Source organism: Haloechinothrix halophila YIM 93223, assembly GCF_000504245.1.
GTDB lineage: Bacteria > Actinomycetota > Actinomycetes > Mycobacteriales > Pseudonocardiaceae > Haloechinothrix_A > Haloechinothrix_A halophila.
The window spans coordinates 4,706,786-4,727,819 of the sequence record NZ_KI632509.1 but is presented as its reverse complement, the minus strand read 5'-3'; the positions used below and the strand labels follow the sequence as shown (position 1 = coordinate 4,727,819).

Below are 21,034 nucleotides of genomic sequence, written 5' to 3'. Positions count from 1 at the left end.
TCGCACGTCAGGACCGCCCCGCGGGGTCGCGCTCGCGTTGGTCCTCGTCCTCACCGGCCTGCTGCTTGGTCAGGGCAGTGGCGCGGCCACACCAGCGCGGGTGACAGCCGCGAGCCAGGACAGCTGCCTCGCGCCGTCCGGCGACACCCTCGGCGCGACCGACCTCACGCGGATCGAGCGCCGATCGGGATCACTGATCGAGCTATGCGCGGGGACGTTCCACATCAACGACACCATCGACCTGGACCAAGGCACCACGCTGCGTGGCGCCGGTCGCGACGCGACGATTATCCGCGCGGCGGTGCTGCGCTCGGCGACCGGCAGGGTCTGTGGCATCGAAGGGGCCGCGATGGTCGAGGTCAACGAGCGGCCGGACGGCGATGGCTCGTGTGTCGCCGCGCCAGCGCCCGGTGTGGAGATCGCGGGGCTCACGCTGGACGGCGATGGCGCGTCATGGCCGCAGTTCGGCATCAACTCATGGAACAACGGCTGGTCCGCCGACTCCTGCGCCGCGACGAGCGATCCCACGCTGCACGTCCACGACATCACCGTGCGGGGCCTGAGCCGCAGTTGGTCGCACGGCATCCGCCTCGGCAACGTCTGCGACGTCGTCGTCGAACGCAACGAGATCCGCGCCATCGACCCCAACGACGGCGGCGAGGGAATCGGCGTAACCACGCTGCCCGGTTCGGCGGTCAGCCGCAGCGAGCACGTGCGCATCCGCGACAACATCGTCGACGGCGTCGGTGGCAGGGGCATCGTCTGCGCGACACCGTCCGGCGCCAACGACCCCGATCACACGGCACGCGCGATCAGCGTCCGGTCCAATGTGGTCACGAACGTCGGTGACGACGGCTGGGGTATCGAGCTGTACCACGGTTGCGACGACTCGTTCGTCGAGGACAACCGGCTCGACCAGGGCATCAGCGTCGTCGAGTCCCTCGGGGTCGCGGTGCGGCGCAACACCGTCGCGCAGCCGCAGGACGCGTCCGGCTTCGTCGGCATCGAGCTGGGCACCTCCCGCGACGTCGTCGCCGCCGACAACGTCGTCGACTCCGGCGTCAACCACGGCATCGCCGTGCTCGCGGGTAGCGAGCGCGACGTCGAGCGGCTGGCACTGCTGCGCAACGACGTCCGTGCCGCGCGCGAGATCGGCCTCTGGTTCAAGTCCGACGACGCTGGCCAGCAGCGGATCAGCCACATCTTCGCCGAGGGCGGAACGGTCGACTCGACCCGAGGTGGTCTGCTGCTAGGCGGGCACGGTGTCGCGCTGTGGAACGTCGTCGAGAACCTGACCATGACCGGCATCGCGCTTACCGACAACGCGGGCAGCGCGATCACGCACGCTGGTATCGCCGCCGACCGCCTCGCCGTCCGGCACAGCACGCTGACCGGCAACAGCGATCTGGTGGACTGGCGCACCACACCACCAGCCAACGTCAACTGGGAGCACAATGACTGCGGTGACCCGTGCCCTGACCTTGACGCGGGGGAATGGGGCGAGCGGTGGTCGCCGCCGAAACCGTCGATCAGCATGCCAGCGACCGCCGTCGCGGGCGAGCCGGTCTCGTACCGGGGAAGCAAGGCACGGCACGTGCTGTGGGACCTCGGCACCGGCCCGGCGCGCACGGCCGATGGCACCGTCGTCTACCCGAAGCCTGGCGTCTACCGGGTGACCCTGGTGGCCTGGGGCGAGAACGGCCAGGCCGCCTCAGCGGAACACACCATCACGGTGAGCTGATCCGGTGGTGTCCCTGCTCGCGCAGCAGGGACACCACCCGCACCAGCGCGGAGGCGGCGAGCAGAATCAGGAGGCCGTCGACCGGCAGCCGCAACCGGATGCGCGTGAAGAACACCGCGAGCACGAGGATGTTCACCACCACCAGCGTGACAAGCAGTTTCTCGCGTGGATCGAGCGGATGCCAGCGGGTGAGCAGTAGTCGCAGTCCCACCAGCGCGAACAGCGCCGAGAACGTGATCGCGGCGAGGACGTCGTGTAGTGGCGATGCCTGCTCCTCGGTGAAGAGGTCGTCGCTGAACGCGAAGGCGTGCGCCACCTTCCGCACGTAGAGCACCGCGGCCTCGACGGGGTTGTCGCTGATCCAGCCCAGCGCCTGCTCGCGGTAGAACCGGTTGGCTTCGATCTCGTCGAGGTCCTGCTGCTCTGCCTCGCGGTAGTAGCGCGTGATGTCGGCCGCCGAGCCGGTCTCCGGCGTTACGTGTTCGCTGTTGCCGAGCAGCAGGTTCACGCCGCTGTTGGTCGATACCGGCACGAACGCGTCCAGCACGACGGCGTTGCGCACCGTCCACGCGCCAGGGATGAGCAGCGCGAGCGCCAGCATCGTGACGAGCACCGTGCGTGGCGGACGGTGGCGCCACGCGAGAAACCCGATCACGATCGGTACCGACACCGCCAGCGTCGGCACGGTGAGCGCGAGCATCCCGCCGCACAGCCCGGCGACCAGTGCCGCCGGGATGCCGCGCCGCTCCGCCGCCCGGAACGCTGCCTCCAGGAACCCGAGCAGCAACGCCATGCCGGGCACCTGCGGGTAGATCGTCGTCGCGGTGTAGACGAACAGCGGGTAGCTCGCTACGACGACCGCCGCCACCGCGCCGCACGACGGCGAGCGCAGCCTGCGGCCGAGCAGGAACGCCAGCCATACCGACACCGCGAGCGCGGCGATGCCGACTAGTCGCGCCACCGGCATGCTGTCGCCGAGCACCACCGTCAGCGGAGCGAGCAGCAACACCAGACCGGGTGGCCGGTAGGCGGTCGGCTGGCCGTCCGAGGCATAGCCCTCACCGTTGACCAGCGAGTACGTCAGCGCGAGGTAGTCGCGCTCGTCGGCGTAGCGGATCTCGTCTCCGAGCGCGAACCCGTAGGTGAGGCAGCCGAGCACGGACACGGCGATGGCGCCGAGTGCGATCGCCGTCGCGTGTGTATGCCAGTAGCGCGCCACTCGGCTGGCGGTGTCCTGCGGGACCCGCGCTTTCAGCATCGGCGTCTCCCCGGCAGCCTCGGCGCCAGCAGGGCGGCCGTGGGCCAGCCGCGCGCCGCCTCGATGCCGACAGCCACCGCCAACGCCAGGGCCACCGCCGCGGCAGGGGGTGCGGCCGTGATGGCTCCTAGCGCGATGATCGCGGCGAACGGCACCAGACCGAGCGCGATCTCGCCGCCGAGTAGCCGCGCCCAGCCGGTCGTCACCGGCCCCCTCGCGAGCCAGCTGAACGCGAGGCACTGCGTCGCCATCGCCCCGACCAGCGCCACCGCCGTGCCGACCCCGCCGAACGCGAGCGTCGCCAGCGGGATGGCCACCGACGCCACCGCCGCGCCGATGCTGACACCGGCCAGCAGCCGGCGTCGCAGCCCCGCGGCCATCAGCACCTGCGTGCCGATGCTGTTCACGCACAACACCGGCATGAGCAGGGCAAGCACCCGCAGCACGTCGGCGCTCGCCGCGAACCGCGCGTCGTAGAGGAGGTCGATGATCACGGGAGCGAGCGCGGCTGTCACGACGGCGGCCACCAGCGATACCCGCAGCGTCACCGCGAGCAGCCGCCCGCTGAACACGCCAAGCTCGGCGGTGCTCACGCTGTGGCGGCGCACCATCTCCGGGTAGACGGCGTTGGCCAGTACCATCGCCACTACCGCTGCCACCACCATCAGTCGCGCCGCCGCCGCGTAGACGCCGGTCTCGTGGCTGCCGCGCAGCACACCAAGCACCAGGGTGTCCATCAGCTGCGAGTAGTGCACCAGCGCGATCGCCCCGAGGATCGGCAACCCCGCGCGCAGTGTGGTGCCCACTTGCGCCCAGCTCGGCAGCTGTGCCCGCAGGCCAGCGCGGCGGACCAGGACCGCGAGCGCCAGCACCGCACCCGCCAGCAGACCCGACCACATCGTCATGATCACCACGACGGGGTTCGCGGTCAGCAGCGCAAGGGCGATCGCCAGCGACGCCGCGACGAGCTGCGTGACCACTTTGACCACGGCGGCGGCTCGCATCCACTCCAGCGCCTGCAGCGCGTAGACCGTGCTCACCGCCTGTGCCAACGCGGTGGGCGCGGCGGCGAGGATCAGCACAGCGGTGTCGTCGGGTACCGGTGCGGCGAGCGCGATGACCGCGAGCACGGACATCGCCGCCACCGCGAGCAGCACCTGCGCCACCAGTGTCTGTGCGATGAGCCGGGACAGTTCTGCCGGGCGGCGCACGATTTCGCGCTGCGTCCACAGTGTCAGGCCGCCGTCGCCGAGCGCGGCGAGGTACAGCACGATCGCCTGCGCCAGCGCGAACCGGCCGAACGACTCTGGCCCGAGCACCCGAGCCACCACGATGATGGCCACAAAGGACAGTCCCCGGCCCAGGATCTCGGCGCTGCCGAGCGAGAGGACGTAGCCGCCCAGCCTGCGCGCGGTCGGCGCGGGCGCTTCAGTGGGCACGGCAGCCGCTGACGATGTCGGTGAGTTGGCGCAGGTAACTGGGCATGATCTCCGCCCAGCTCAGCCGCTTGGCTACGAACCGGCGTCCCGCGTTGGCGTGCTCGGGGCCGCGCTCAGGGAAGCTCGCCAGCGCCGTGCTGAACTCGGCGATGCCGAGGCCGCTGACCGTCGCCGCTCCGTCCGCCGCCAGGTCGGGCGCCAGGTTGATCGCGTCGGAGACCAGGCACGGCACACCGAGCGCGAGGTTCTCCGCGACCGCGATCGGGATGCAGTCCCATCGAGACGGGTGCACGAACCCGGCGCTGTTCAGCACGAAGTCGAGTTTGTCTTCACCCCATATCGGGCCGCCGACATCGACCCAGCGGGTGAGACCGAGGTCGCTGACCAGGGCCTTGGTGCGCGCGAAGCCGCCTTCGTAGTCCACACCGTGCAGCCGCAGCGGCGGGCGCAGCGACACCGGGATCGCCGCCAGCGCGCGCAGCAGGACGTCGAGCCCTTTGTTCGTCACCGCGTACCGGCCGTACCAGGCGAGATAGTCGCCGCCAGGACGCCACTGCTCGGCAGGGACGTCGAAACCGGGTGGGGCGAGCAGGCAACGCACCGACGGCTCGATCCGGCGCACGTGCGTGGCCTCCTGCGGGAACCACACGTGCGCCGCGGCCGCGCCCCGCAGCACAGCGCGCTCCACGGCCTGCCGCAGCGTGCGTGGCTGCTTCAGGTAGCTCACCCAGGTCGGCTCGAATACGCCGTGCGGCACGACGACGTACGGCACACCCGCGCGCTTCGCCGCCAGCGCGGCCGCGGGGTTCGCGGCGAACCACGCTTCGTGCAGCACAAGGACGTCGAGGTCACGGATCGTCTCGGCCATGCCGATCGGCACGCGGCTGGCCCGCCCCTTGCCGACGTGGCGCACCGCCCGCAGTTCGGCCGTGCCGTACCGGGTGGTGTCCGGCGCGCCGTCGTGCAGCACGACGACGTCCTGGCCCGCGTCGAGCAGTGCGGTGGTCCAGGACGCGATGCCGGCCGTGACGCCGGAGTGCGGCCCGGTCGCGTGCGGATAGTAGTGGCCAAGCTTCACAAGGCCCCCTTGTCATGTGTGGTTTCCCGGATTGTGGACGTGCGACTAGGTTTTTATCGTAGTAGGTTTAGTGAGCATTGTTCGCGTTCGCGCGATCGCTGTGAGTGTTGCCATAGCTAAGCAGCGTTGAGCTGCGGAGATGTAAGTTTCTCACGTATAGGAACTCCTCGAAATAGTCGCGCGAAAAGGCGATGACCGCCTCAAGAATGCGTAACGAGATGCGCCGTCGGTCGTTACGTGACAACGGAAGGAATGCCGTGTCCGCCGTGCCGGAAACGGACAGGCGGGACTAGTCGACCGACAGAGCCGGGAGTGGAAATGACGATGACCGACCGCGATGCGCGCAGTGCCCCCGAGTTGGCCCGTACGGCGGTAGCGGGGGACAGCGGCCGGGAGGCGCTGCCTGCCGGGGCGGTGCGGGTGTTGCGAGACCGGCTCAAGGCCAACGACCCGGTCTGGCTCGGCTACCACGTGCTCGACCGCGCCGCCGCGAAGGTGAGCCAGTTCTTCGACGGCCGCGCCCGTGCTCGCGAGCGGGCGCGCGACCTGCCCGGCGTCAACACCCGCGAGTACAACCGGCTGTTGTGGACCGCCTACGACTGGTCGCACGACGGTGAGGAGTGGACGCCATCGGTGGAGTGGCGCGAGTCGGTCGTCGCCGAGGTGCTCGCGCCGCTGCTGCCCTCGGACGCACACGCGCTGGAGATCGGTCCCGGCGCAGGCCGTTGGACGCGGGAGCTGTTGCCAAGGGTGCGCTCGCTTTCGCTCGCCGACATCAGTGAGCGCGCGATCGAGCTGTGCCAGGAGCGTTTCGGGCGGGGTGAGAACCTGTCGTACCTGGTCACCGACGGCAACACCCTGCCGGGCATCGCGGACGGTTCGATCGACTTCGTGTGGTCGTTTGACGTCTTCCTGCACATCGCTCCGGTGGACCAGAAGGGGTATCTGCGTGAGCTGGCGCGGGTGATGCGGCCCGGCGCGGTCGCCGTCGTCCATCACCCCGGTGACGGCGGCTCCGCCGAGGGGTGGCGCTCCGCGATGACGGCGGAGCTGTTCGCCGAGCTGGTGACTGAGTCGGGGATGCGGGTGCACCGGCAGTTCGCGCGCTGGGGTGAGGGGAACCGGTTCAGCCTGCCGAACCCCGGCGACGTCATCACGGTGTTCGGCCCGTCGCGCTGAGGCGCGCCGGGGTGAGGCGCGGTGAATGATGCTTCACTGCGCTGGGCGACGTGAATGACGCCTTCGCCGCGGCGAACGCAGCGAAGGCGTCATTCAGTGCGGCCGCGCACGAGCCTGCCGCGGCCCGCCCAGTTACGCCGGTGCCAGCGAGAGCTGCCTCGCTACCTGCTGCTCGATCCAGGCGTAGGTCTCGGTGAGGCCTTCTCGCAGCGAGATCGACGGCTGCCAGCCGTAGACCGACTCGATCAGCGTGTTGTCGCTGCACCGGCCGCGCACGCCCTGTGGCGCGTCGAGCTTGTACTGCCGGTGCAGCCGGATTCCCGCGATGTCCTCGATGACGTCGACCAGTTCGTTGATCGTCACCAGTTCGGAGCTTCCCAGGTTCAGCGGGTGGGCGTAGTCGCCCTCGGCGATCATGATGCTGCCGGTGACGCAGTCGTCGACGTAGGTGAAGCTGCGAGTCTGCCTGCCGTCACCCCAGATCTCGATGCTGTGGTCGCCGGTGAGCTTGGCGGTGGCGACCTTGCGGCAGATCGCGGCTGGAGCCTTCTCCCTGCCGCCCTGCCACGCGCCGTGCGGGCCGTAGACGTTGTGGTACCGGGCGACGCGGGTGTGCATGCCGTAGTCCTCGGCGAAGTGGCGCGCCATGCGCTCGGAGAACAGCTTCTCCCAGCCGTAGCCGTCCTCCGGCATCGCGGGGTAGGCGTCGGACTCGACCAGGTACTCGGCGTCCGGCCGGTCCTGTTTGTCCGCCGCGTAGACGCAGGCGGACGACGAGTAGAAGAACTCGCTCACACCCGCGTCGCGGGCGGCCTGCAGCATGTGGGTGCTGATCAACACCGACAGCATGCATTCGGCCTTGTGGTTCTCGATGAAGCCGATGCCGCCCATGTCGGCGGCCAGGTGATACACCGCGTCCATTCCGGCCGCCGCGATCCGGCATTGTGGCAGCAATTGAAGGTCGAGTGTGATGTTTTCCGCGCCGGAGAAGCGCTGGTCCCATTTATGAGCGGGTTTCACGTCCACCGCACGCACGTGCTTTCCTTGCTCGAGAAGTCGTCTGACCAGGTGGCCTCCGATGAATCCGCCTGCTCCGGTGACAAGCACAGCGCGTGGTTTATCGACCATAGGAACTCCCTGAATGTGACGGTCAGGAGTGGAGCCGAGGGTATTGGGGATCGTGGCTTCACTCATGGATTCCGCACAGGTCAACGATGACTAGGAATGAACGATACGCGTCACTAGGTATTTAATCGAGTACGAAAAATGAGATTGTCTCGGTTATGCCGCCGGTGCTGCGGGTTGGCGGCGGCGGCGCGGAGTGGCGTCCCGGTACAGTGGCGCCGTTCGGGTGACACCGCCGAGGGGAAGGGGACGTCGATGGAGCCGCGCGCGCCGCGCCACGAACCGCTCGCTTACGTCATGCGCGCTGGCATGGCCGAGAGCGTGCACTACGGCTCTGCCGTCGTGCTCGACGCGGACGGGAGCATCCGGTACGCGGTCGGCGACCCGGACGCGGTCATGTATCCGCGTTCGGCGGTCAAGCCGATCCAGGCGAGCGCCATGGTCGGCTGCGGCCTTGACCTGCCCGCCGATCTGCTCGCGCTCGCGGCGTCCAGTCACTCCGGCGAACAGTGTCATGTCGATGGCGTGCTGCGCATCCTCGCCACCGGGTCGTTGTCCGAGGACGACCTGCGGAACCCGATCGGGTATCCGCTTGACACCGCCGTGCGCGACAAGTGGCTCGCCGCCGGACGTCCGCCGAGCAGGCTGGCGCAGAATTGCTCGGGCAAGCACGCCGCGATGCTGGTTACGGCGCGGCGCAACGACTGGTCGCTGGACGACTACCGCGATCCGGAGCACCCTGTGCAGCGCGAGATCGCGTCGTTGTTGGCTGAGGTGTCCGGCGAGAAGATCGCCAAAGTGGCCGTCGACGGTTGCGGCGCACCGCTGTTCGCGCTGTCGCTGACCGGGCTCGCCAGGGCTATCGGTGCGGTCGCCAGCGCGGCGGACGGCTCACCCATGGCGGCGGTCGCCGAGTCGATTCGGGAAAATCCTATGCAACTCGGCGGCAGCGCCCGCCCGGTCACCGAACTGATCCGCGCCGTGCCCGGCCTCATCGCCAAGGACGGCGCCGAGGGAGTCGAGGTCGCCGCGCTGCCGGACGGCACCGCCGTCGCGATCAAGGTGGCCGACGGCACCAGCAGGGCGCGCGACGTCGTCTGCGCCGCCGCGCTCGCGCTCGCGGGTGTCGACACCGCCGCGCTCGCGCCGGTACTCGATGGCGCGGACGGTAGCGACGACGTCACCGATGGTCTGCGACTCGCATCTGCCCTGATCAAGCGGTAATTTCCACCCGATTGTCCGGTACGCGGCATTGCGTGTTACGCCGGGAACTCGATTCAGTATCAGCGGCCGGTTTAGCCCGTCATCGCGGTAACGAACCCCGTCACTGTGACGAGAAAGTCCACGAGGCGAGCTGAAGGGTGCACGTATGACTACGCAGTCCTCGTACGTCATAGAGGCGACGGGATGGCACATCACCGAAGGCCATGCCGAGTGGATGGAGTCCGACGAGCCGTTGGCGAGTCGGGATGACGTCCGCGCCGCCTATCACGAGGTAGAGACACTGATCCGGCCGTTCGCGCAGTACCGCATTGTCGGCCTGCTGCACGACGACGTCGGCAAGACGGAATACACGCCGGTTGAAGGCGGCACCGGGGTGCGGCTGGTGATCTCCCCGAGCGGGATGTCGGTGGAGACCTTCGAGGTCTGCGTCGCCGACGAGATCAGCTACGGGCTGGTCGACGTCTGCGACTGCGGCTCCTGCACGGCGCAGAGCGACGAGAGCTGATCAGCCGAACCACTCGGGCTCGTTACCCGGCGCCCACTTGATGTTGCAGCCGATGCTGGGCACCTGGTTCCCGCTGACCGGCTCGCCGGTGAGCAGCGACCGCACCGCGGCGTCCAGTTCCTCACCGGTCACCGCGACATCGTTGCCCGGCGTCGCGCCGTCGAACCGGCCCCGATAGACCAGGCAGCGCGAGTCGTCGAACAGGAAGAAGTCCGGCGTGCACGCCGCGCGGTACGCCTTGGCGACGGACTGGTCGACGTCACTGACATAGGGGAATGTCCAGCCCCATGCTTTCGCCTGTTCGGCCATCTTCTCCGGCCGGTCGTCCGGGTGGGACGTGACGTCGTTGCTGTTGATGCCGACGACGCCGATGCCGGATACCTGCCAGCGAGACGTGGCCTTGCCGAACTCGACGGCGAGATGCCGCACGTACGGGCAATGGTTGCAGACGAATGCGACCAGGGTGCCGCGCTGGCCAGCGACCTGCTCCAGGCTCCACACGGTGCCGTCGGGGTCGGGCAGCGCGAAACCCGGCGCTGTCGTACCGAGCGGGAGCATGGTTGATTCCACAGCCACCATGCGTCCGAGCGTACTCAGTTGGGGTGGGCTCGGTCGATCGGCGTCCGGCTGACCGGTGTCATGGCCGGTGCCGCGCCACCAGCGCCGCGCACGGATGTCCAGTTCAGTCGCCGAGGTCCCGCAGCCGCTGCGCGACGTCTTCCGGCCGGACGTCGTTGAGAAACACCCCCATCGCTGACTCCATCGCGGCGAGGTACTTGAGCTTGTCCTCGGCGCGGCGGATGGAGAACAGCTCCAGCCGCAGGTAGCTGAGGTCGCGGTCGATGTTGACCATGGCCTGCTGCCACGCGGCGACGTAGGGCAGCGGTGTGTCGTACAGCCGGTCCAGCCGCCGCAGCAGGTCGAGGTAGATGTGGCAGAACGCGTCCCGCTCGGCCTCGGACAGCGCAGGCAAATCGGGCACCTGCCGGTGCGGATAAACGTGCACTTCGACCGGCCAGCGCGCCGCTGCCGGTACGAACGCTGTCCAGAACTCGTTCTCCGCGACGATCCTGGTACCCGCCTTGCGTTCGGTGGCGAGGACGTCGGCGAACAGATTGCGCCAGGTGCGCCTGCGGTACGAGCGGGCGGACTCCAGCATCCGCCTTGTGCGGGGCGCGGCGAATGGGAGGGCGTAGATCTGGCCGTGCGGGTGCTGCAGCGTCACGCCGATCTCGACGCCCCGGTTCTCGAACGGCACCACCTGCTCGATGCCCGGCTGCAGCCCGAGCTCGATGGTCCGGTCAGCCCATGCCTCCAGTACCGTGCGCGCTCGCGCCGGGGTGAGCTGGGCGAACGAGCTGTCGTGGTCGCTGGTGAAGCAGACGATCTCGCAGTGGCCGATGCCAGGCTGCCGCGGGACGAGCTCCTCACCGGCGGATGCCAGTTCACCGACGTCGGCGGACAGCGACGGGAACCGGTTGTCGAACACCACGACCTCGTAGTCGCTGGCAGGGATCTCGGTGAGCGCGCCGTCCCGCGAAGGGCACAGTGGACACTCGGCGGCGTCCGGCAGATGGGTGCGGTCCTGCCGATGCGCGGCGATCGCGACCCACTCGTCGACGAGCGGGTCGAAGCGCAGTTCGCTGCCGACGGTCAGCGCGGACAGCTGCCTGCTGTCGGCCGGCCGCGCGCGGGATTTGCCACCGTCGGTGGTGTCGTAGTAGATCAGCTGTCTGCCATCGGCGAGCCGCGCCACGGTCTTCTTCATGGCGGCGCCATTATCGCTGGGTTTGCGGCCATGGCCCCAGACCGTACCGGGTAGCCCCGACCTCGTGTCCTGCGCTCACGACCTTGTGTCCTGCGCTCACGACGCCGTGTCCTGCATTCACGACGCCGTGTCGTGCATTCAGGGCGCCGTGTCGTGCATTCAGGGCGCCGTGTGGCATCCCCGGAACGTCGCCCGGTACGCCCGAGGCGAGACGCCGATCGCGGCGTGCAGGTGCTGGCGCAGCGAGACGGCGGTGCCGAACCCGGCCGCAGCCGCGACCCGGTCCACCGGGAGGTCGGTCTCCTCGAGCAGCTCCCGCGCCCGCGCTACGCGTTGCTGTGTCAGCCACCGCAACGGCGACAGCCCGGTCTCCTCCCGGAAGCGCCTGGTGAACGTCCGCACGCTCATCGCATCGCGCGCGGCCAGCTCCCGCAGCGTGAGCGGCTGATCGAGGTGTGCGAGTGCCCATGCCCGCGCCGCGCCGGTGGATGTCTCCCGCCGCGAGATCACCGGGCGCGGGATGAACTGCGCTTGCCCGCCCTCCCGGTGCGGTGGCACCACCGTCGTGCGCGCGACGTCGTTGGCCACCGCAGCGCCGTGGTCGCGGCGCACCAGATGCAGGCACAGGTCGATGCCGGACGCCTCGCCCGCCGACGTCAGCACCGTGCCGGAGTCCGTGTAGAGCACGTCGGGGTCCAGCTCGACGCGCGGAAACAGTCGCCGAAACTGCTCGGCGGACTTCCAGTGCGTCGTGGCGCGCGTCCCGTCGAGCCACCCGGCGGCGGCGAGCACGAACGCGCCGGTGCAGATCGACGCCACCCGCGTGCCCGGCTGGACGCGCGCCAGCGCCGCCGCGAGCTCCGGCGCGAGACGGCCTTCAGTCTCCGTCTCGTCCGGGTGTGTCGCGGGCACGATCACGGTGTCCGCCTCGGCCAGCGCTTCTGGTCCGCGCGCGACGGTAATGGGGAAGTCCGCGTCGGTGGGCACCTGGCCCGGCCGCGCCGCGCACGTGACGACGTCGTACAGCGGTGTGCCGTCCGGCGCGAAGGCGCGGCCGAAGACCTGATGCACGATGCCCAGCTCCAGCGGTACCAGGCCGGGGCGGACGAGGACGGCTATTCGGTGCATGGCCCGATTCTTTCACATCATGTCCATCAGGCCACTCGTATCGAGTGGGCGGCGCGGTCAGGCTGGAGACCATGAACGTACTCTGGATTTTCGCTCACCCGGAGCAGTGCTCATTGAATAGAGCAGTTCTCACCAAAGGCATCAGCCAGCTCCGCGAGGCGGGGCACTACGTCCAGGTGTCCGACCTCTACGCGATGGGCTGGAACCCCGTCGTCGACAGGGGCGACGTCGGCCACGACGTCGGCAACCGGTTCGTCATCGGCGCCGAGCAGGAGCGCGGCTACCGTGGCGGCACGCTCAGCGAGGACATCCGCGCGGAGCACACCAAGCTCGCGCGAGCGGACGCGGTGATCTTCCAGTTCCCGCTGTGGTGGCTCGGCCCACCCGCCATCCTCAAGGGCTGGTTCGACCGCGTGCTGGTGCAGGGCTTCGCGTTCGGAGTCACCGGCACCGATGGCCGCACCCGGCGCTACGGTGACGGCGGGCTCGCGGGCAAGCGCGCCCTCCTGACAACCTCGGTCGGTGCCCGTCCGTCGAGCTTCGGCCCGCGCGGCATCCACGGCGACATCGATCATGTGCTGTTCCCGCTGCTGCACGGCACGTTCTTCTACACCGGCATGGCCGCACTGCCGCCGATGGTCGTCTACGGCGCGGACCGCATGGACGACGCTGGCTACCGCGCGGTGCTGCCCGACCTGCGGGAACGACTCGCCACGTTGTTCACAGCGGAACCGCTGCCCTTCCGGCACGAGGACAGCGGCGACTACGACGACACGCTGGTGTTACGCCCGGAGCTGGCGCCGGGCCAGACTGGCCTCGACGTGCACTACGTGCGGGACGAGACGTCCGGGAGAGACGTCGTCGCGCACTATGGCACTACAGCCGTCGATACATCACGTGCAGCCCGACGTAGCCCTTCTCCGGGTGGTGGAAGGCTTCCGGCACGGTCGTCAGGATCGTGAACCCGAGCGAGCGCCACAGTTCCACCGCACGAGTGTTGGTCTCGACGACGGCGTTGAACTGCATCGCCCGGTAGCCGTCCGCACTGGCCTGCTTGATCGTGTACTCCGCGAGCCGCCTGCCGATGCCCTTGCCGCCGTGGTCGGGGTCAACCAGGAACCCGGCGTTGGCGACGTGCGAACCGGGGCCGGGCTTGTTGGGGTGGGTCTCCGACGTGCCCACCACGCGGCCATCGTCGTCGACGGCGACGATCGTGCGCCCCGGCGGCTCGTGCATCCACTGTGCCCGCGCACTCACCTCGTCGGTGTTGGGGTCCCAGGTCAACGTCGTGCCTTCGATGATGGTGCGCCGCAGAAATGGCCAGATCCGTGGCCAGTCCTCGGCCGTGGCGTCGCGAAATCGCATACGCCCAGCGTGTGGGGCCGCGCTCGCGCGCGCAACGGCTTTTCGCGTTGATCACTGGAGTTGGCGGCACCCGGCCGCCGGACGAGATCCATCTCGTGCCCGAGGTCAACGCGCGCTGGTGCGCTAGCCCCGATCCGTTCCGAAGCGCATCTCGAAACCAGTGATCCCCATACTGGCCAGCGGTTTCCGCCCGTGCAGGAAGCCGAGCGGGCCGTCAGCATCCACCCACCACGACGAACGCACCAGCACCGGCTTGCCCGCGACCCGCACTGGGCTACGTAGCGGACCGCGCTGGATCACCGCGAACGCCGAAGGCACCGCGATCGGCAGTGTCGCCACCGGCACGAACGCCGCGCCCGCGATCGGGCCGTGGTCGATGTGAGCCGTCGCGGTGATCGCACGACTCCTCGTCAGCTCGAATTTCGCCATGTCCTTCGGGATCCGCCACAGCTCCCTGCCGCCCGCGAGCGACGTCTCGCTGTCCACCCAGATGTGGGTAATCGACGCGGCGGGCCTGGCGCCGTCGCGCACCGCGACGGTCGCCATGAGCTCGCGGTAGGACAGCACCCCCGGCTCCTGGTAGTCGACCCACGCGGTGACGACGACGCCCGTACCCGCCACGGTGATCGGCTCGACGCCGTCCGGCAGCGCGGGTAGCTCCGCTTCTGGTAACCGCCACACCGACACGAACGCGTCGCCGCACAGCGTCCACGGTTCCGGCGGGTAGGTCTGTTCCGTCATGCTCGCTCCGTCTTGGTTGCCTTCGCCGCACGGCCCTTGCGCGCCTTCACCGGGGTGAGCGGTAGCCGCAGCGCGCCCGGCGCCGACTCTGGCACGGTCGGCCGCGCCGGCGGCACCGGGTCGATCCGACGGTATGCCTCACCCAGCGGCGGGCGGGGGTCGGCCTCGCCCTTGTTCGGCCAGAACGCCAGCGCCCGCTCGGCTTGCGCGGTGATCGTCAGGGACGGATTCACGCCCAGGTTCGCCGAGATCGCAGAGCCGTCCACCACATGCAGCCCCTGGTAGCCGTAGAGCCGCTGGTACGGATCGACCACGCCGGTCTCCGGCGAGTCACCGATCGGGCAGCCGCCGATGTAATGCGCCGTCGACGGCACGTTGACGACGTCCATGTAGAGCCCGAGCGCGTCGCCGTTGATCTTGTCGGAGTAGCGCCGGTTCGCCTCGTGTCCGATCGGAATCCACGTCGGGTTCGGCTCGCCGGTGCCCTGCCGTGTCGACAGCCGGTGCCCGAAAAGCCCGCGCTTGCGGAACGACGTCAGCGAGTTGTCCAGTGACTGCATGACCAGCAGGATCACCGACCGATCTGACGCGCCGCGCACATTGAGCGAGCGCAGGAACCGCAGCGGATGCGCGATCACCGACAGCACGAATCGCAGCGCCCGCAGCTTCCCGCCGTCAACCATCGGCGCGGAGAGCGGGAACAGCGAGTTCTGTCCGGTGCCGTAGTGGCACACCTCTATGTGGGTGTCGGCCTCCGGATGGATCGACGACGTGATCGCGATGCCCTGCGCGAAGTCGCGTCGGGTGCGGCTGGACGACACCAGGATCGCCTCGGAGTTGGTGCGGGTCAGCTCGCCCAGCCGATCCGACAGCCTCGGCAGCCGACCGGTGTCCTTGAGCTGGTGCAACAGCTTCTGGGTGCCCAGTGCCGCTGCCGAGAACACGACGTGCTCCGCGGTGTAGCGGCGACGCTGCTTGCGGAGCACGCTGCCGGATCGCACCGCGGTGACCTCGTAGCCTCCGCCGTCCAGCGGCCGGACGTCGGTCACCGTGGCCATCTCGTGCACCCGCGCGCCCGCCTGCTCGGCGAGGTAGAGGTAGTTCGTCGTGGTGGTGTTCTTCGCGTTGTGCGGACAGCCGGTGAAGCACCGCGCGCAGTGCACACAGCCGGTGCGCTCTGGTCCCGCGCCGCCGAAGTACGGGTCGGGCACGGTCTTGCCTTCGGTGTCATCACCCTCGCCGAAGAACACGCCGACCTGCGTGGGGTGGAATGTGTCCGCGACGCCCAGCTCTTCGGCGACCTCCCGCAGCACCTCGTCCGCCGGGGTGATGCGTGGGTTGGTGGTGACCCCGAGCATCCGTTTCGCCTGGTCGTAGTACGGTGCGAGCTCGGCGCGCCAGTCGGTGATGTGCGCCCACGCCGGGTCGGAGTAGAACTTGTCCAGTGGCTCGTACAGCGTGTTGCCGTAGATCAGCGAGCCACCACCCACGCCGGACGCGCTGAACAGCGCGCACTTGCCGAGCCAGCTGATCCGTTGCGTTCCGGTCAGCCCGAGCTTCGGCGCCCAGATCGACTTGCGCAGGTTCCAGTTCGACTTCGGGTAGTCCTCCGGCCGCCAGCGCCGCCCCGACTCGAACACCCCCACCCGGTAACCCTTCTCGCTCAGCCGTAGCGCGGACACGCTGCCGCCGAAGCCCGAGCCGATGACAAGGACGTCGTAGTCGAAGTCAGTCACGCTGCCGCCTCCTTGCGGTCGAGTAGCCGATAGTCGTCCGGGTCAAGGGTGCGGGTGGCCAGCCGATACGAACTGACCGTGCCCGGCCAGTTGTTGGTGATGCGGCCGTGTTCGTTGCGATACCAGCTGGAGCACAACGTCCACACCGATCGGTCCAGCCTGCTCTGCAGCTGTTCGTCGAACCGCCGGGCGACGTCCGCTTTGACGTCCATCGCACGAGCGCCGTTGCGCGCGAGCAGCCGCACCGCCTTGCCGATGTAGCTGGCCTGACACTCCAGCATGTAGATGATCGACCCGACGCCGAGGTTGGTGTTCGGACCGTACATCAGGAACATGTTGGGGAAACCGGGCACAGTCATGCCGAGGTAGGCGTGCGCGCCCTCGCTCCATTCGTCGGCGAGCTTGCGGCCGTCGAGGCCGTGCACCGCCATCGGCCCGAGAAACTCCGACGTCTTGAAGCCGGTGCCGTAGATGATCACGTCGGCCTGGTGCAGTGTGCCGTCGGTGGTGCGCACCCCGGAGGGCTCGATGCGTTCGATGCCGGTCGTCTCCACGTGGACGTTCGGTTGGCCCAACGCGGGGTAGTAGTCACCGGAAAACAGCCCGCGCTTGCAGCCGGGCTCGTAGTCCGGGGTCAGCTTGGCGCGCAGCCGCTTGTCCGGCACCTGTCTGTGCAGGTGGAACCGGGCGATCGCGGCGAACAGCGGGCGCATCTTCGGGACGTCGACCAGCGCCAGCGCGAGTGCCTCGCACAGCAGCCAGAATCCGAACCGCTCGGCCAGCCGTGTGAACGGCAGCGTGCGGAACATCGTGTGATGCCACTGCTTGTAGACCACCTCGGGACGCGGCAACACCCAGGGGGCGGAACGTTGGAACACCGTCATGTGCTCGACGTCCGGCTGGATCGCGGGCACGAACTGCACCGCGCTCGCCCCGGTGCCGATCACCGCGACGCGCTTGCCGCGCAGGTCGACCGAATGATCCCACTCGGCGGAGTGAAACGACGGTCCGCTGAAGGTGTCGATGCCCTCGATGGTCGGCAGCGCGGGCCGGGACAACTGCCCGGTGGCCGGCACGAAGACGTCCGCCACGTACTCCTCGCCGGTGTCGGTGCTCAGCCGCCACTGCGTGCTGGCTTCGTCGAAGGTCGCTGCGGTGACCTCGACACCGAAACGGATGTGGCGACGCAGGTCGTTGGCGTCGACGACGCGACGGATGTAGTCCTTGATCTCTGCCTGCGGCGAGAACCGCGACGACCAGGCCGGGTTCGGATCGGTGGAGAACGAGTAGTACGGCGACGGGATGTCGCAGGCGGCGCCGGGGTAGGTGTTCTCGCGCCACACGCCGCCGATGTCGTCACCCTTCTCCAGGATGACGATGTCGTCGAACCCGGCGCGCTTGAGCTCCAGCGCCATGCCGATGCCACCGAAGCCGGTGCCGACGATCGCGACCGACGGGGATGTGGAAGTTCTCATGCGCTAACCGTAGCCCCAGGTAGCGGCGGTGAGCAGTGATACGCGGACAGAAAATCCATAGTTTCGGCCAGTCTTCCTTCCGGTAGTGCCGCTCACGATCCATAATTCCGGCCATGGTGGAACATGCGGCGGCCTCGGTGCGCGAATGGGACTTCCCGCGCAGCGCGGCGAGCGTGCTGCTGATGACCCGTTTCGCCGCCGAGCACGGCGTCGGGCATGAGGACATGCTGCGTGGCGCGGCGCTCACGCTGGCCGAGGCGGAGGACCCGGACACCCAGATTGACGCGCACCAGGAACTCGCCGTCGTCCGCCACCTCGTCACCTGCCTCGGTGACCAGCCGGGGCTTGGCCTGCGGGTCGGCGCGCGGTATCAGGTCACGACGTTCGGGATCTTCGGCTTCGCCTGCGTCAGCAGCCCGACGCTGCGCGACGTCATCTCGTTCGCGTTGCGCTACTGGGACCTCAGCTTCGCGTTCGGCATCCCCGAGGTGGAGATCGGCGACTTCGAGATCAAGATCCAACTGCACGACGACGCGGTGCCCGGCCAGCTCCGCCGATTCCTCGTCGAGCGAGACCTCGCCGCGATGTACACGATCATGAACGACCTGTTGCCGATGCGGGTTCCGATCCGCCGGTTGGAGTTCGCCTTCGACTCGCCGGCCTCGATGGACGACTACGAGGAGGTGTTCGGTGTGACGCCGGACTTCGGCTGTCCGGCGCACGCCTCGACGTTCGACGTCGCCTACCTGGACAAGCCGTTACCGCAGGCCAACGCGCAGACCGTGGCGATGTGCGAGGCGCAGTGCCGGGAGATGGTGGCGCGGCGCAGGGCGCGGACTGGGATCTCGCACGAGGTGCGGGAACGGCTGATCAATCTCGGCGGGGCGGACACCGGGATGGACGCGGTGGCCGCGGAGTTGAACGTGAGTACTCGCACGCTGCGGCGCAAGCTGTCGGAGGCTGGCACCAGCTATCGGATGCTGTTGGACGAGGTCAGGGAGGCACTGGCCGAGGAGATGCTGGCGACTGGTGCGCTGTCGGTGTCCGACGTCGCCGTCCGCCTCGGCTACGCCGAAGCGACCAGCTTCATCCACGCCTTCAAACGCTGGAAGGGCGTGACCCCTGCCGCCTACACCCGCCCCGGGCGGGGCTAGGCCTTGCGGCAGCCCTGGCCGCCCTCGACGTCTCCCTGACCTCCGCGAGTCACACCCTATCCCGGGCGAGTCGCACCCTATTCGCCGCGAGTTACACCTTGTGGCGCGCGAGTTTCACCGTCGCGGGCGCGAGTTCCCACTTGCAGGGTCGCGAGTCCCGCGTGTTTCGACTTCCGGCTTGCTAAACCTGGCTTGGCGTCAGGCTGAGTCGGCGGTCTCCTCGACCAGCCAGTCGAGATACTCGGCGCTACCGCCCTCGATCGGCGTCGCGATGATCTCGGGGACGTCGTAGCTGTGTTCAGTTCTGAGGTGCTCCGTCAGCGCGCGGACCCGGTTCGCGACGGTCTTGATGTCGACGCGCCACTCCTGTTCGGTCTGCACCGCACCGTCCCATCGGAACACGCTGGTCAGCGGCCCCACGACCTGTGCGCACGCGCCCAGGCGGTGCTCAATCGCGCTGGAGGCCAGCGCCGTGGCCGCGGATTCGCTGTCGGTCGTCGTGGACACGATCACGTGATCAGCAGGCATACGTCGAGGGTAACGGTTTCGAGATCGCGGAAAACTCGCGCGCCGCATGGTGCGACTCGCGCGGGATACGGTGAGACTCGCGTTAGCCGAGGGCGCCGGAGTGGTACCGGACGCTGGGGCTCCACAGGAAGAAGCTGTCGATGCCCGCGTCCGCCGCGCCGGAGATCTGCGCGGCGACCTGGGCGTCGCCATAACTCACACCGAGGCTGAAGTCCTGCAACCACGGGATGATCTTCGCCTCGGTGCCGCGCACCTGCCGCTTGAAGTCCTTCAGCGAGCGCCGCACGATCGGATACGGCTGCGAGTTCGGGTTGGCGACGTCGTACTCGCCCTGGTTCCAGTGCGACGGGTAGACCATCGGCGAGAGGTAGTCAACGTGCTCGGCCATCATCGGGATGTCCTGCGCGATCTCGTGCGGACGGGTGGCCGCTATCCCGAACACCGCCGCGCTCAGATGTGCGCCAGCCGAGCGAACCGGCTCCCGGCTTTCCTTCAGGAACCGCGCCACCGACACGTGCGGCTTCACGTCGAGCCCTGGGAAGGCCATCCCGGACAGGTCGCCGTCTGGCCTGCGGATGTAGTCGTACATGATCCCGTCGAAACCGAGTTCCGCCGCCTCGGTCGCGAGGTCGATGTTGTATTGGCGCACCTTCTCGTGTGCGAAGTTGGTGAACGCGATCGGCCCGTACTTACTGGCATACGGCGCTCCGCCCGGGTGCTGGATGACCCAGTCGTGATGCCCGTGCCGCCACGCCCACTCCGCCAGCTTCGGGTCGCGGAACGCGACGATCCTGCCGATCACACGGATGTCCATCCGATGCAGCTTCTTCAGTGCGGCACTGGGGTCGTAGATTCCGGCGTTCGCACCGGACCGTTTGGCCAGCGGAACCTCGGAGTCGTAGCCGACGATGCCGTCCTCGTCCTTGATATCGAGTTGAACGGCGTTGATCAGCCCCCGCCGGGCCATGTCGAGGACGTCGCCGCGCAGGCCGTCGTGCGCCCACGCGTGTGCCGTCACGTGCACCGCCCTGATCTGCGGCGTGGTGACTGATCCACTGATCTTCGTCGACGTCTGGTTGCCCGCGGCGTCGGTCGCGACGACTTTCGTGTTAGTGGGCACGTGCGGCAGGTCTGCCTCGAAGGTGCCGTCCGGACTGAGCGTGACGTCCTCGCCGTCAATGGTCAGCTGATTGGCTCCGTCGGTCTGGCCCGACACGGTGACGCCGTCTCGGTACGACGTCACGGCGGGTATCTCATCGATGTCCAGTGTGGGTGGGGTGGCGTCCACGGTGAAGCTGCGGCTGCCGGTGCGGGACGACTTGAGGAACCCGAGCGGACCCGACGCGGGGAGTTCGGCGGCGAACTGGTGTTCGCCGTCGCTGAGCTCTCTCGGCCGGTAGACCATGGTGGAGCCGACGACGCTGCCGTTGACGGGCTGGCCGTCCAGGGTGAGGGTCATCGGGCTTGGATCCTCGCCACCGGTCTCGACTCGAAGTTCCAAATCGGACAGTGCGGCCGCACCGATGAGGCCTGCGGGTAGTCCGGACACATCCAGTGTCGGTTGTTCCGCTGTCACTCCACTGACGGTCA

Annotated in this window: 19 protein-coding genes; 6 read left to right on the top strand and 13 right to left on the bottom strand. The window is 68.6% G+C overall.

The genetic code is table 11. From position 1 onward, the window contains the following. Positions 1-37 precede the first annotated feature (37 nt). On the top strand, positions 38-1,741 hold the full coding sequence (locus AMYHA_RS21550; RefSeq protein ID WP_034274002.1) for a right-handed parallel beta-helix repeat-containing protein: 1,704 nt from the start codon (positions 38-40) through the stop codon (positions 1,739-1,741). Here the strand turns inward: AMYHA_RS21550 and AMYHA_RS21545 are convergent. The 3 genes from AMYHA_RS21545 to AMYHA_RS21535 are packed head-to-tail and all read right to left on the bottom strand — an operon-like array spanning position 1,728 to position 5,516. Further along, positions 1,728-2,999 carry an ArnT family glycosyltransferase gene (locus AMYHA_RS21545; RefSeq protein ID WP_034274000.1) on the bottom strand — a complete coding sequence of 424 codons (1,272 nt, stop codon included), beginning with the start codon at positions 2,997-2,999 and terminating at the stop codon, positions 1,728-1,730. The two genes, AMYHA_RS21550 and AMYHA_RS21545, sit on opposite strands and share 14 nt — an antisense overlap. Beyond that, positions 2,993-4,438 (bottom strand): oligosaccharide flippase family protein, encoded by a 1,446-nt coding sequence (locus AMYHA_RS21540; protein WP_034273997.1) that lies wholly within the window; start codon positions 4,436-4,438, stop codon positions 2,993-2,995. Before AMYHA_RS21540 ends, AMYHA_RS21545 begins: the two co-directional genes overlap by 7 nt. Next, positions 4,428-5,516 carry a glycosyltransferase family 4 protein gene (locus tag AMYHA_RS21535; RefSeq protein ID WP_034273994.1) on the bottom strand — a complete coding sequence of 363 codons (1,089 nt, stop codon included), beginning with the start codon at positions 5,514-5,516 and terminating at the stop codon, positions 4,428-4,430. Before AMYHA_RS21535 ends, AMYHA_RS21540 begins: the two co-directional genes overlap by 11 nt. A gap of 318 nt (positions 5,517-5,834) precedes the next feature. Between AMYHA_RS21535 and AMYHA_RS26020 the strand changes: the two genes are divergently transcribed. Next, the gene (locus AMYHA_RS26020) at positions 5,835-6,695 is read left to right on the top strand and encodes a class I SAM-dependent methyltransferase (RefSeq protein ID WP_051400161.1); all 861 of its coding nucleotides are present in this window, start codon (positions 5,835-5,837) and stop codon (positions 6,693-6,695) included. 132 nt (positions 6,696-6,827) lie between these two features. Here the strand turns inward: AMYHA_RS26020 and AMYHA_RS21525 are convergent, their stop codons facing one another. Further along, positions 6,828-7,823: an NAD-dependent epimerase/dehydratase family protein gene (locus AMYHA_RS21525; protein ID WP_034273992.1), complete on the bottom strand. Its 996-nt coding sequence runs from the start codon at positions 7,821-7,823 to the stop codon at positions 6,828-6,830. A 252-nt stretch (positions 7,824-8,075) separates the two neighbouring features. Between AMYHA_RS21525 and AMYHA_RS21520 the strand changes: the two genes are divergently transcribed. Continuing rightward, on the top strand, positions 8,076-9,044 hold the full coding sequence (locus tag AMYHA_RS21520) for an asparaginase (RefSeq protein ID WP_034273990.1): 969 nt from the start codon (positions 8,076-8,078) through the stop codon (positions 9,042-9,044). 145 nt (positions 9,045-9,189) lie between these two features. Further along, positions 9,190-9,549: a hypothetical protein gene (locus AMYHA_RS21515; RefSeq protein WP_034273987.1), complete on the top strand. Its 360-nt coding sequence runs from the start codon at positions 9,190-9,192 to the stop codon at positions 9,547-9,549. Here AMYHA_RS21515 and AMYHA_RS21510 read toward each other — a convergent pair whose 3' ends face one another. From AMYHA_RS21510 to AMYHA_RS21500, 3 genes are all read right to left on the bottom strand, one after another. Next, on the bottom strand, positions 9,550-10,128 hold the full coding sequence (locus tag AMYHA_RS21510) for a thioredoxin family protein (RefSeq protein ID WP_034273985.1): 579 nt from the start codon (positions 10,126-10,128) through the stop codon (positions 9,550-9,552). Positions 10,129-10,231: 103 nt separating this feature from the next. Further along, positions 10,232-11,317, bottom strand: coding sequence for a galactose-1-phosphate uridylyltransferase (gene galT / locus AMYHA_RS21505; protein WP_034273983.1), 1,086 nt, complete (start codon positions 11,315-11,317; stop codon positions 10,232-10,234). Between the two features lie 159 nt (positions 11,318-11,476). Continuing rightward, on the bottom strand, positions 11,477-12,445 hold the full coding sequence (locus AMYHA_RS21500; protein WP_034273981.1) for a GlxA family transcriptional regulator: 969 nt from the start codon (positions 12,443-12,445) through the stop codon (positions 11,477-11,479). A gap of 113 nt (positions 12,446-12,558) precedes the next feature. On the opposite strand from AMYHA_RS21500, the gene AMYHA_RS21495 reads away from it, so the two are divergent. After that, on the top strand, positions 12,559-13,407 hold the full coding sequence (locus AMYHA_RS21495) for an NAD(P)H-dependent oxidoreductase (RefSeq protein WP_330760634.1): 849 nt from the start codon (positions 12,559-12,561) through the stop codon (positions 13,405-13,407). Here the strand turns inward: AMYHA_RS21495 and AMYHA_RS21490 are convergent. The 4 genes from AMYHA_RS21490 to AMYHA_RS21475 form a co-directional block, all read right to left on the bottom strand. Next, positions 13,322-13,810 carry a GNAT family N-acetyltransferase gene (locus AMYHA_RS21490; protein WP_034273979.1) on the bottom strand — a complete coding sequence of 163 codons (489 nt, stop codon included), beginning with the start codon at positions 13,808-13,810 and terminating at the stop codon, positions 13,322-13,324. The two genes, AMYHA_RS21495 and AMYHA_RS21490, sit on opposite strands and share 86 nt — an antisense overlap. A gap of 123 nt (positions 13,811-13,933) precedes the next feature. Further along, a complete protein-coding gene (locus AMYHA_RS21485; protein ID WP_034273977.1) occupies positions 13,934-14,551 on the bottom strand; it encodes an acetoacetate decarboxylase family protein in 618 nt (205 codons plus the stop codon). Further along, entirely contained in the window at positions 14,548-16,287 is a 1,740-nt protein-coding gene (locus tag AMYHA_RS21480; RefSeq protein WP_051400160.1) for a GMC oxidoreductase, read from the bottom strand. The genes AMYHA_RS21485 and AMYHA_RS21480 overlap by 4 nt, the downstream gene beginning before the upstream one ends. After that, a complete protein-coding gene (locus tag AMYHA_RS21475) occupies positions 16,284-17,762 on the bottom strand; it encodes a flavin-containing monooxygenase (protein ID WP_034273974.1) in 1,479 nt (492 codons plus the stop codon). The genes AMYHA_RS21480 and AMYHA_RS21475 overlap by 4 nt, the downstream gene beginning before the upstream one ends. A gap of 113 nt (positions 17,763-17,875) precedes the next feature. Here AMYHA_RS21475 and AMYHA_RS21470 point away from each other — a divergent pair, with 113 nt between their 5' ends. Then, complete coding sequence (locus AMYHA_RS21470; protein ID WP_034273971.1) at positions 17,876-18,916, top strand: AraC family transcriptional regulator; 1,041 nt, start codon at positions 17,876-17,878, stop codon at positions 18,914-18,916. Positions 18,917-19,114: 198 nt separating this feature from the next. On the opposite strand, the gene cutA is transcribed toward AMYHA_RS21470, so the two are convergent. Together cutA and AMYHA_RS21460 are read right to left on the bottom strand one after the other, a co-directional pair. Next, entirely contained in the window at positions 19,115-19,444 is a 330-nt protein-coding gene (gene cutA, locus AMYHA_RS21465; protein WP_034273968.1) for a divalent-cation tolerance protein CutA, read from the bottom strand. Positions 19,445-19,526: 82 nt separating this feature from the next. Beyond that, positions 19,527-21,020 carry a putative glycoside hydrolase gene (locus tag AMYHA_RS21460; RefSeq protein ID WP_231104857.1) on the bottom strand — a complete coding sequence of 498 codons (1,494 nt, stop codon included), beginning with the start codon at positions 21,018-21,020 and terminating at the stop codon, positions 19,527-19,529. Between the last annotated feature and the right edge of the window lie 14 nt (positions 21,021-21,034).

Bases quoted from the DNA above. Each gene is read 5' to 3' on its own strand.
- AMYHA_RS21545 (WP_034274000.1), bottom strand. From the start codon at position 2,999: ATGCTGAAAGCGCGGGTCCCGCAGGACACCGCCAGCCGAGTGGCGCGC.
- AMYHA_RS26020 (WP_051400161.1), top strand. From the start codon at position 5,835: ATGACGATGACCGACCGCGATGCGCGCAGTGCCCCCGAGTTGGCCCGT.
- AMYHA_RS21525 (WP_034273992.1), bottom strand. From the start codon at position 7,823: ATGGTCGATAAACCACGCGCTGTGCTTGTCACCGGAGCAGGCGGATTC.
- AMYHA_RS21520 (WP_034273990.1), top strand. From the start codon at position 8,076: ATGGAGCCGCGCGCGCCGCGCCACGAACCGCTCGCTTACGTCATGCGC.
- AMYHA_RS21515 (WP_034273987.1), top strand. From the start codon at position 9,190: ATGACTACGCAGTCCTCGTACGTCATAGAGGCGACGGGATGGCACATC.
- AMYHA_RS21510 (WP_034273985.1), bottom strand. From the start codon at position 10,128: ATGGTGGCTGTGGAATCAACCATGCTCCCGCTCGGTACGACAGCGCCG.
- galT (WP_034273983.1), bottom strand. From the start codon at position 11,317: ATGAAGAAGACCGTGGCGCGGCTCGCCGATGGCAGACAGCTGATCTAC.
- AMYHA_RS21500 (WP_034273981.1), bottom strand. From the start codon at position 12,445: ATGCACCGAATAGCCGTCCTCGTCCGCCCCGGCCTGGTACCGCTGGAG.
- AMYHA_RS21490 (WP_034273979.1), bottom strand. From the start codon at position 13,810: ATGCGATTTCGCGACGCCACGGCCGAGGACTGGCCACGGATCTGGCCA.
- AMYHA_RS21485 (WP_034273977.1), bottom strand. From the start codon at position 14,551: ATGACGGAACAGACCTACCCGCCGGAACCGTGGACGCTGTGCGGCGAC.
- AMYHA_RS21475 (WP_034273974.1), bottom strand. From the start codon at position 17,762: ATGAGAACTTCCACATCCCCGTCGGTCGCGATCGTCGGCACCGGCTTC.
- AMYHA_RS21470 (WP_034273971.1), top strand. From the start codon at position 17,876: ATGGTGGAACATGCGGCGGCCTCGGTGCGCGAATGGGACTTCCCGCGC.
- cutA (WP_034273968.1), bottom strand. From the start codon at position 19,444: ATGCCTGCTGATCACGTGATCGTGTCCACGACGACCGACAGCGAATCC.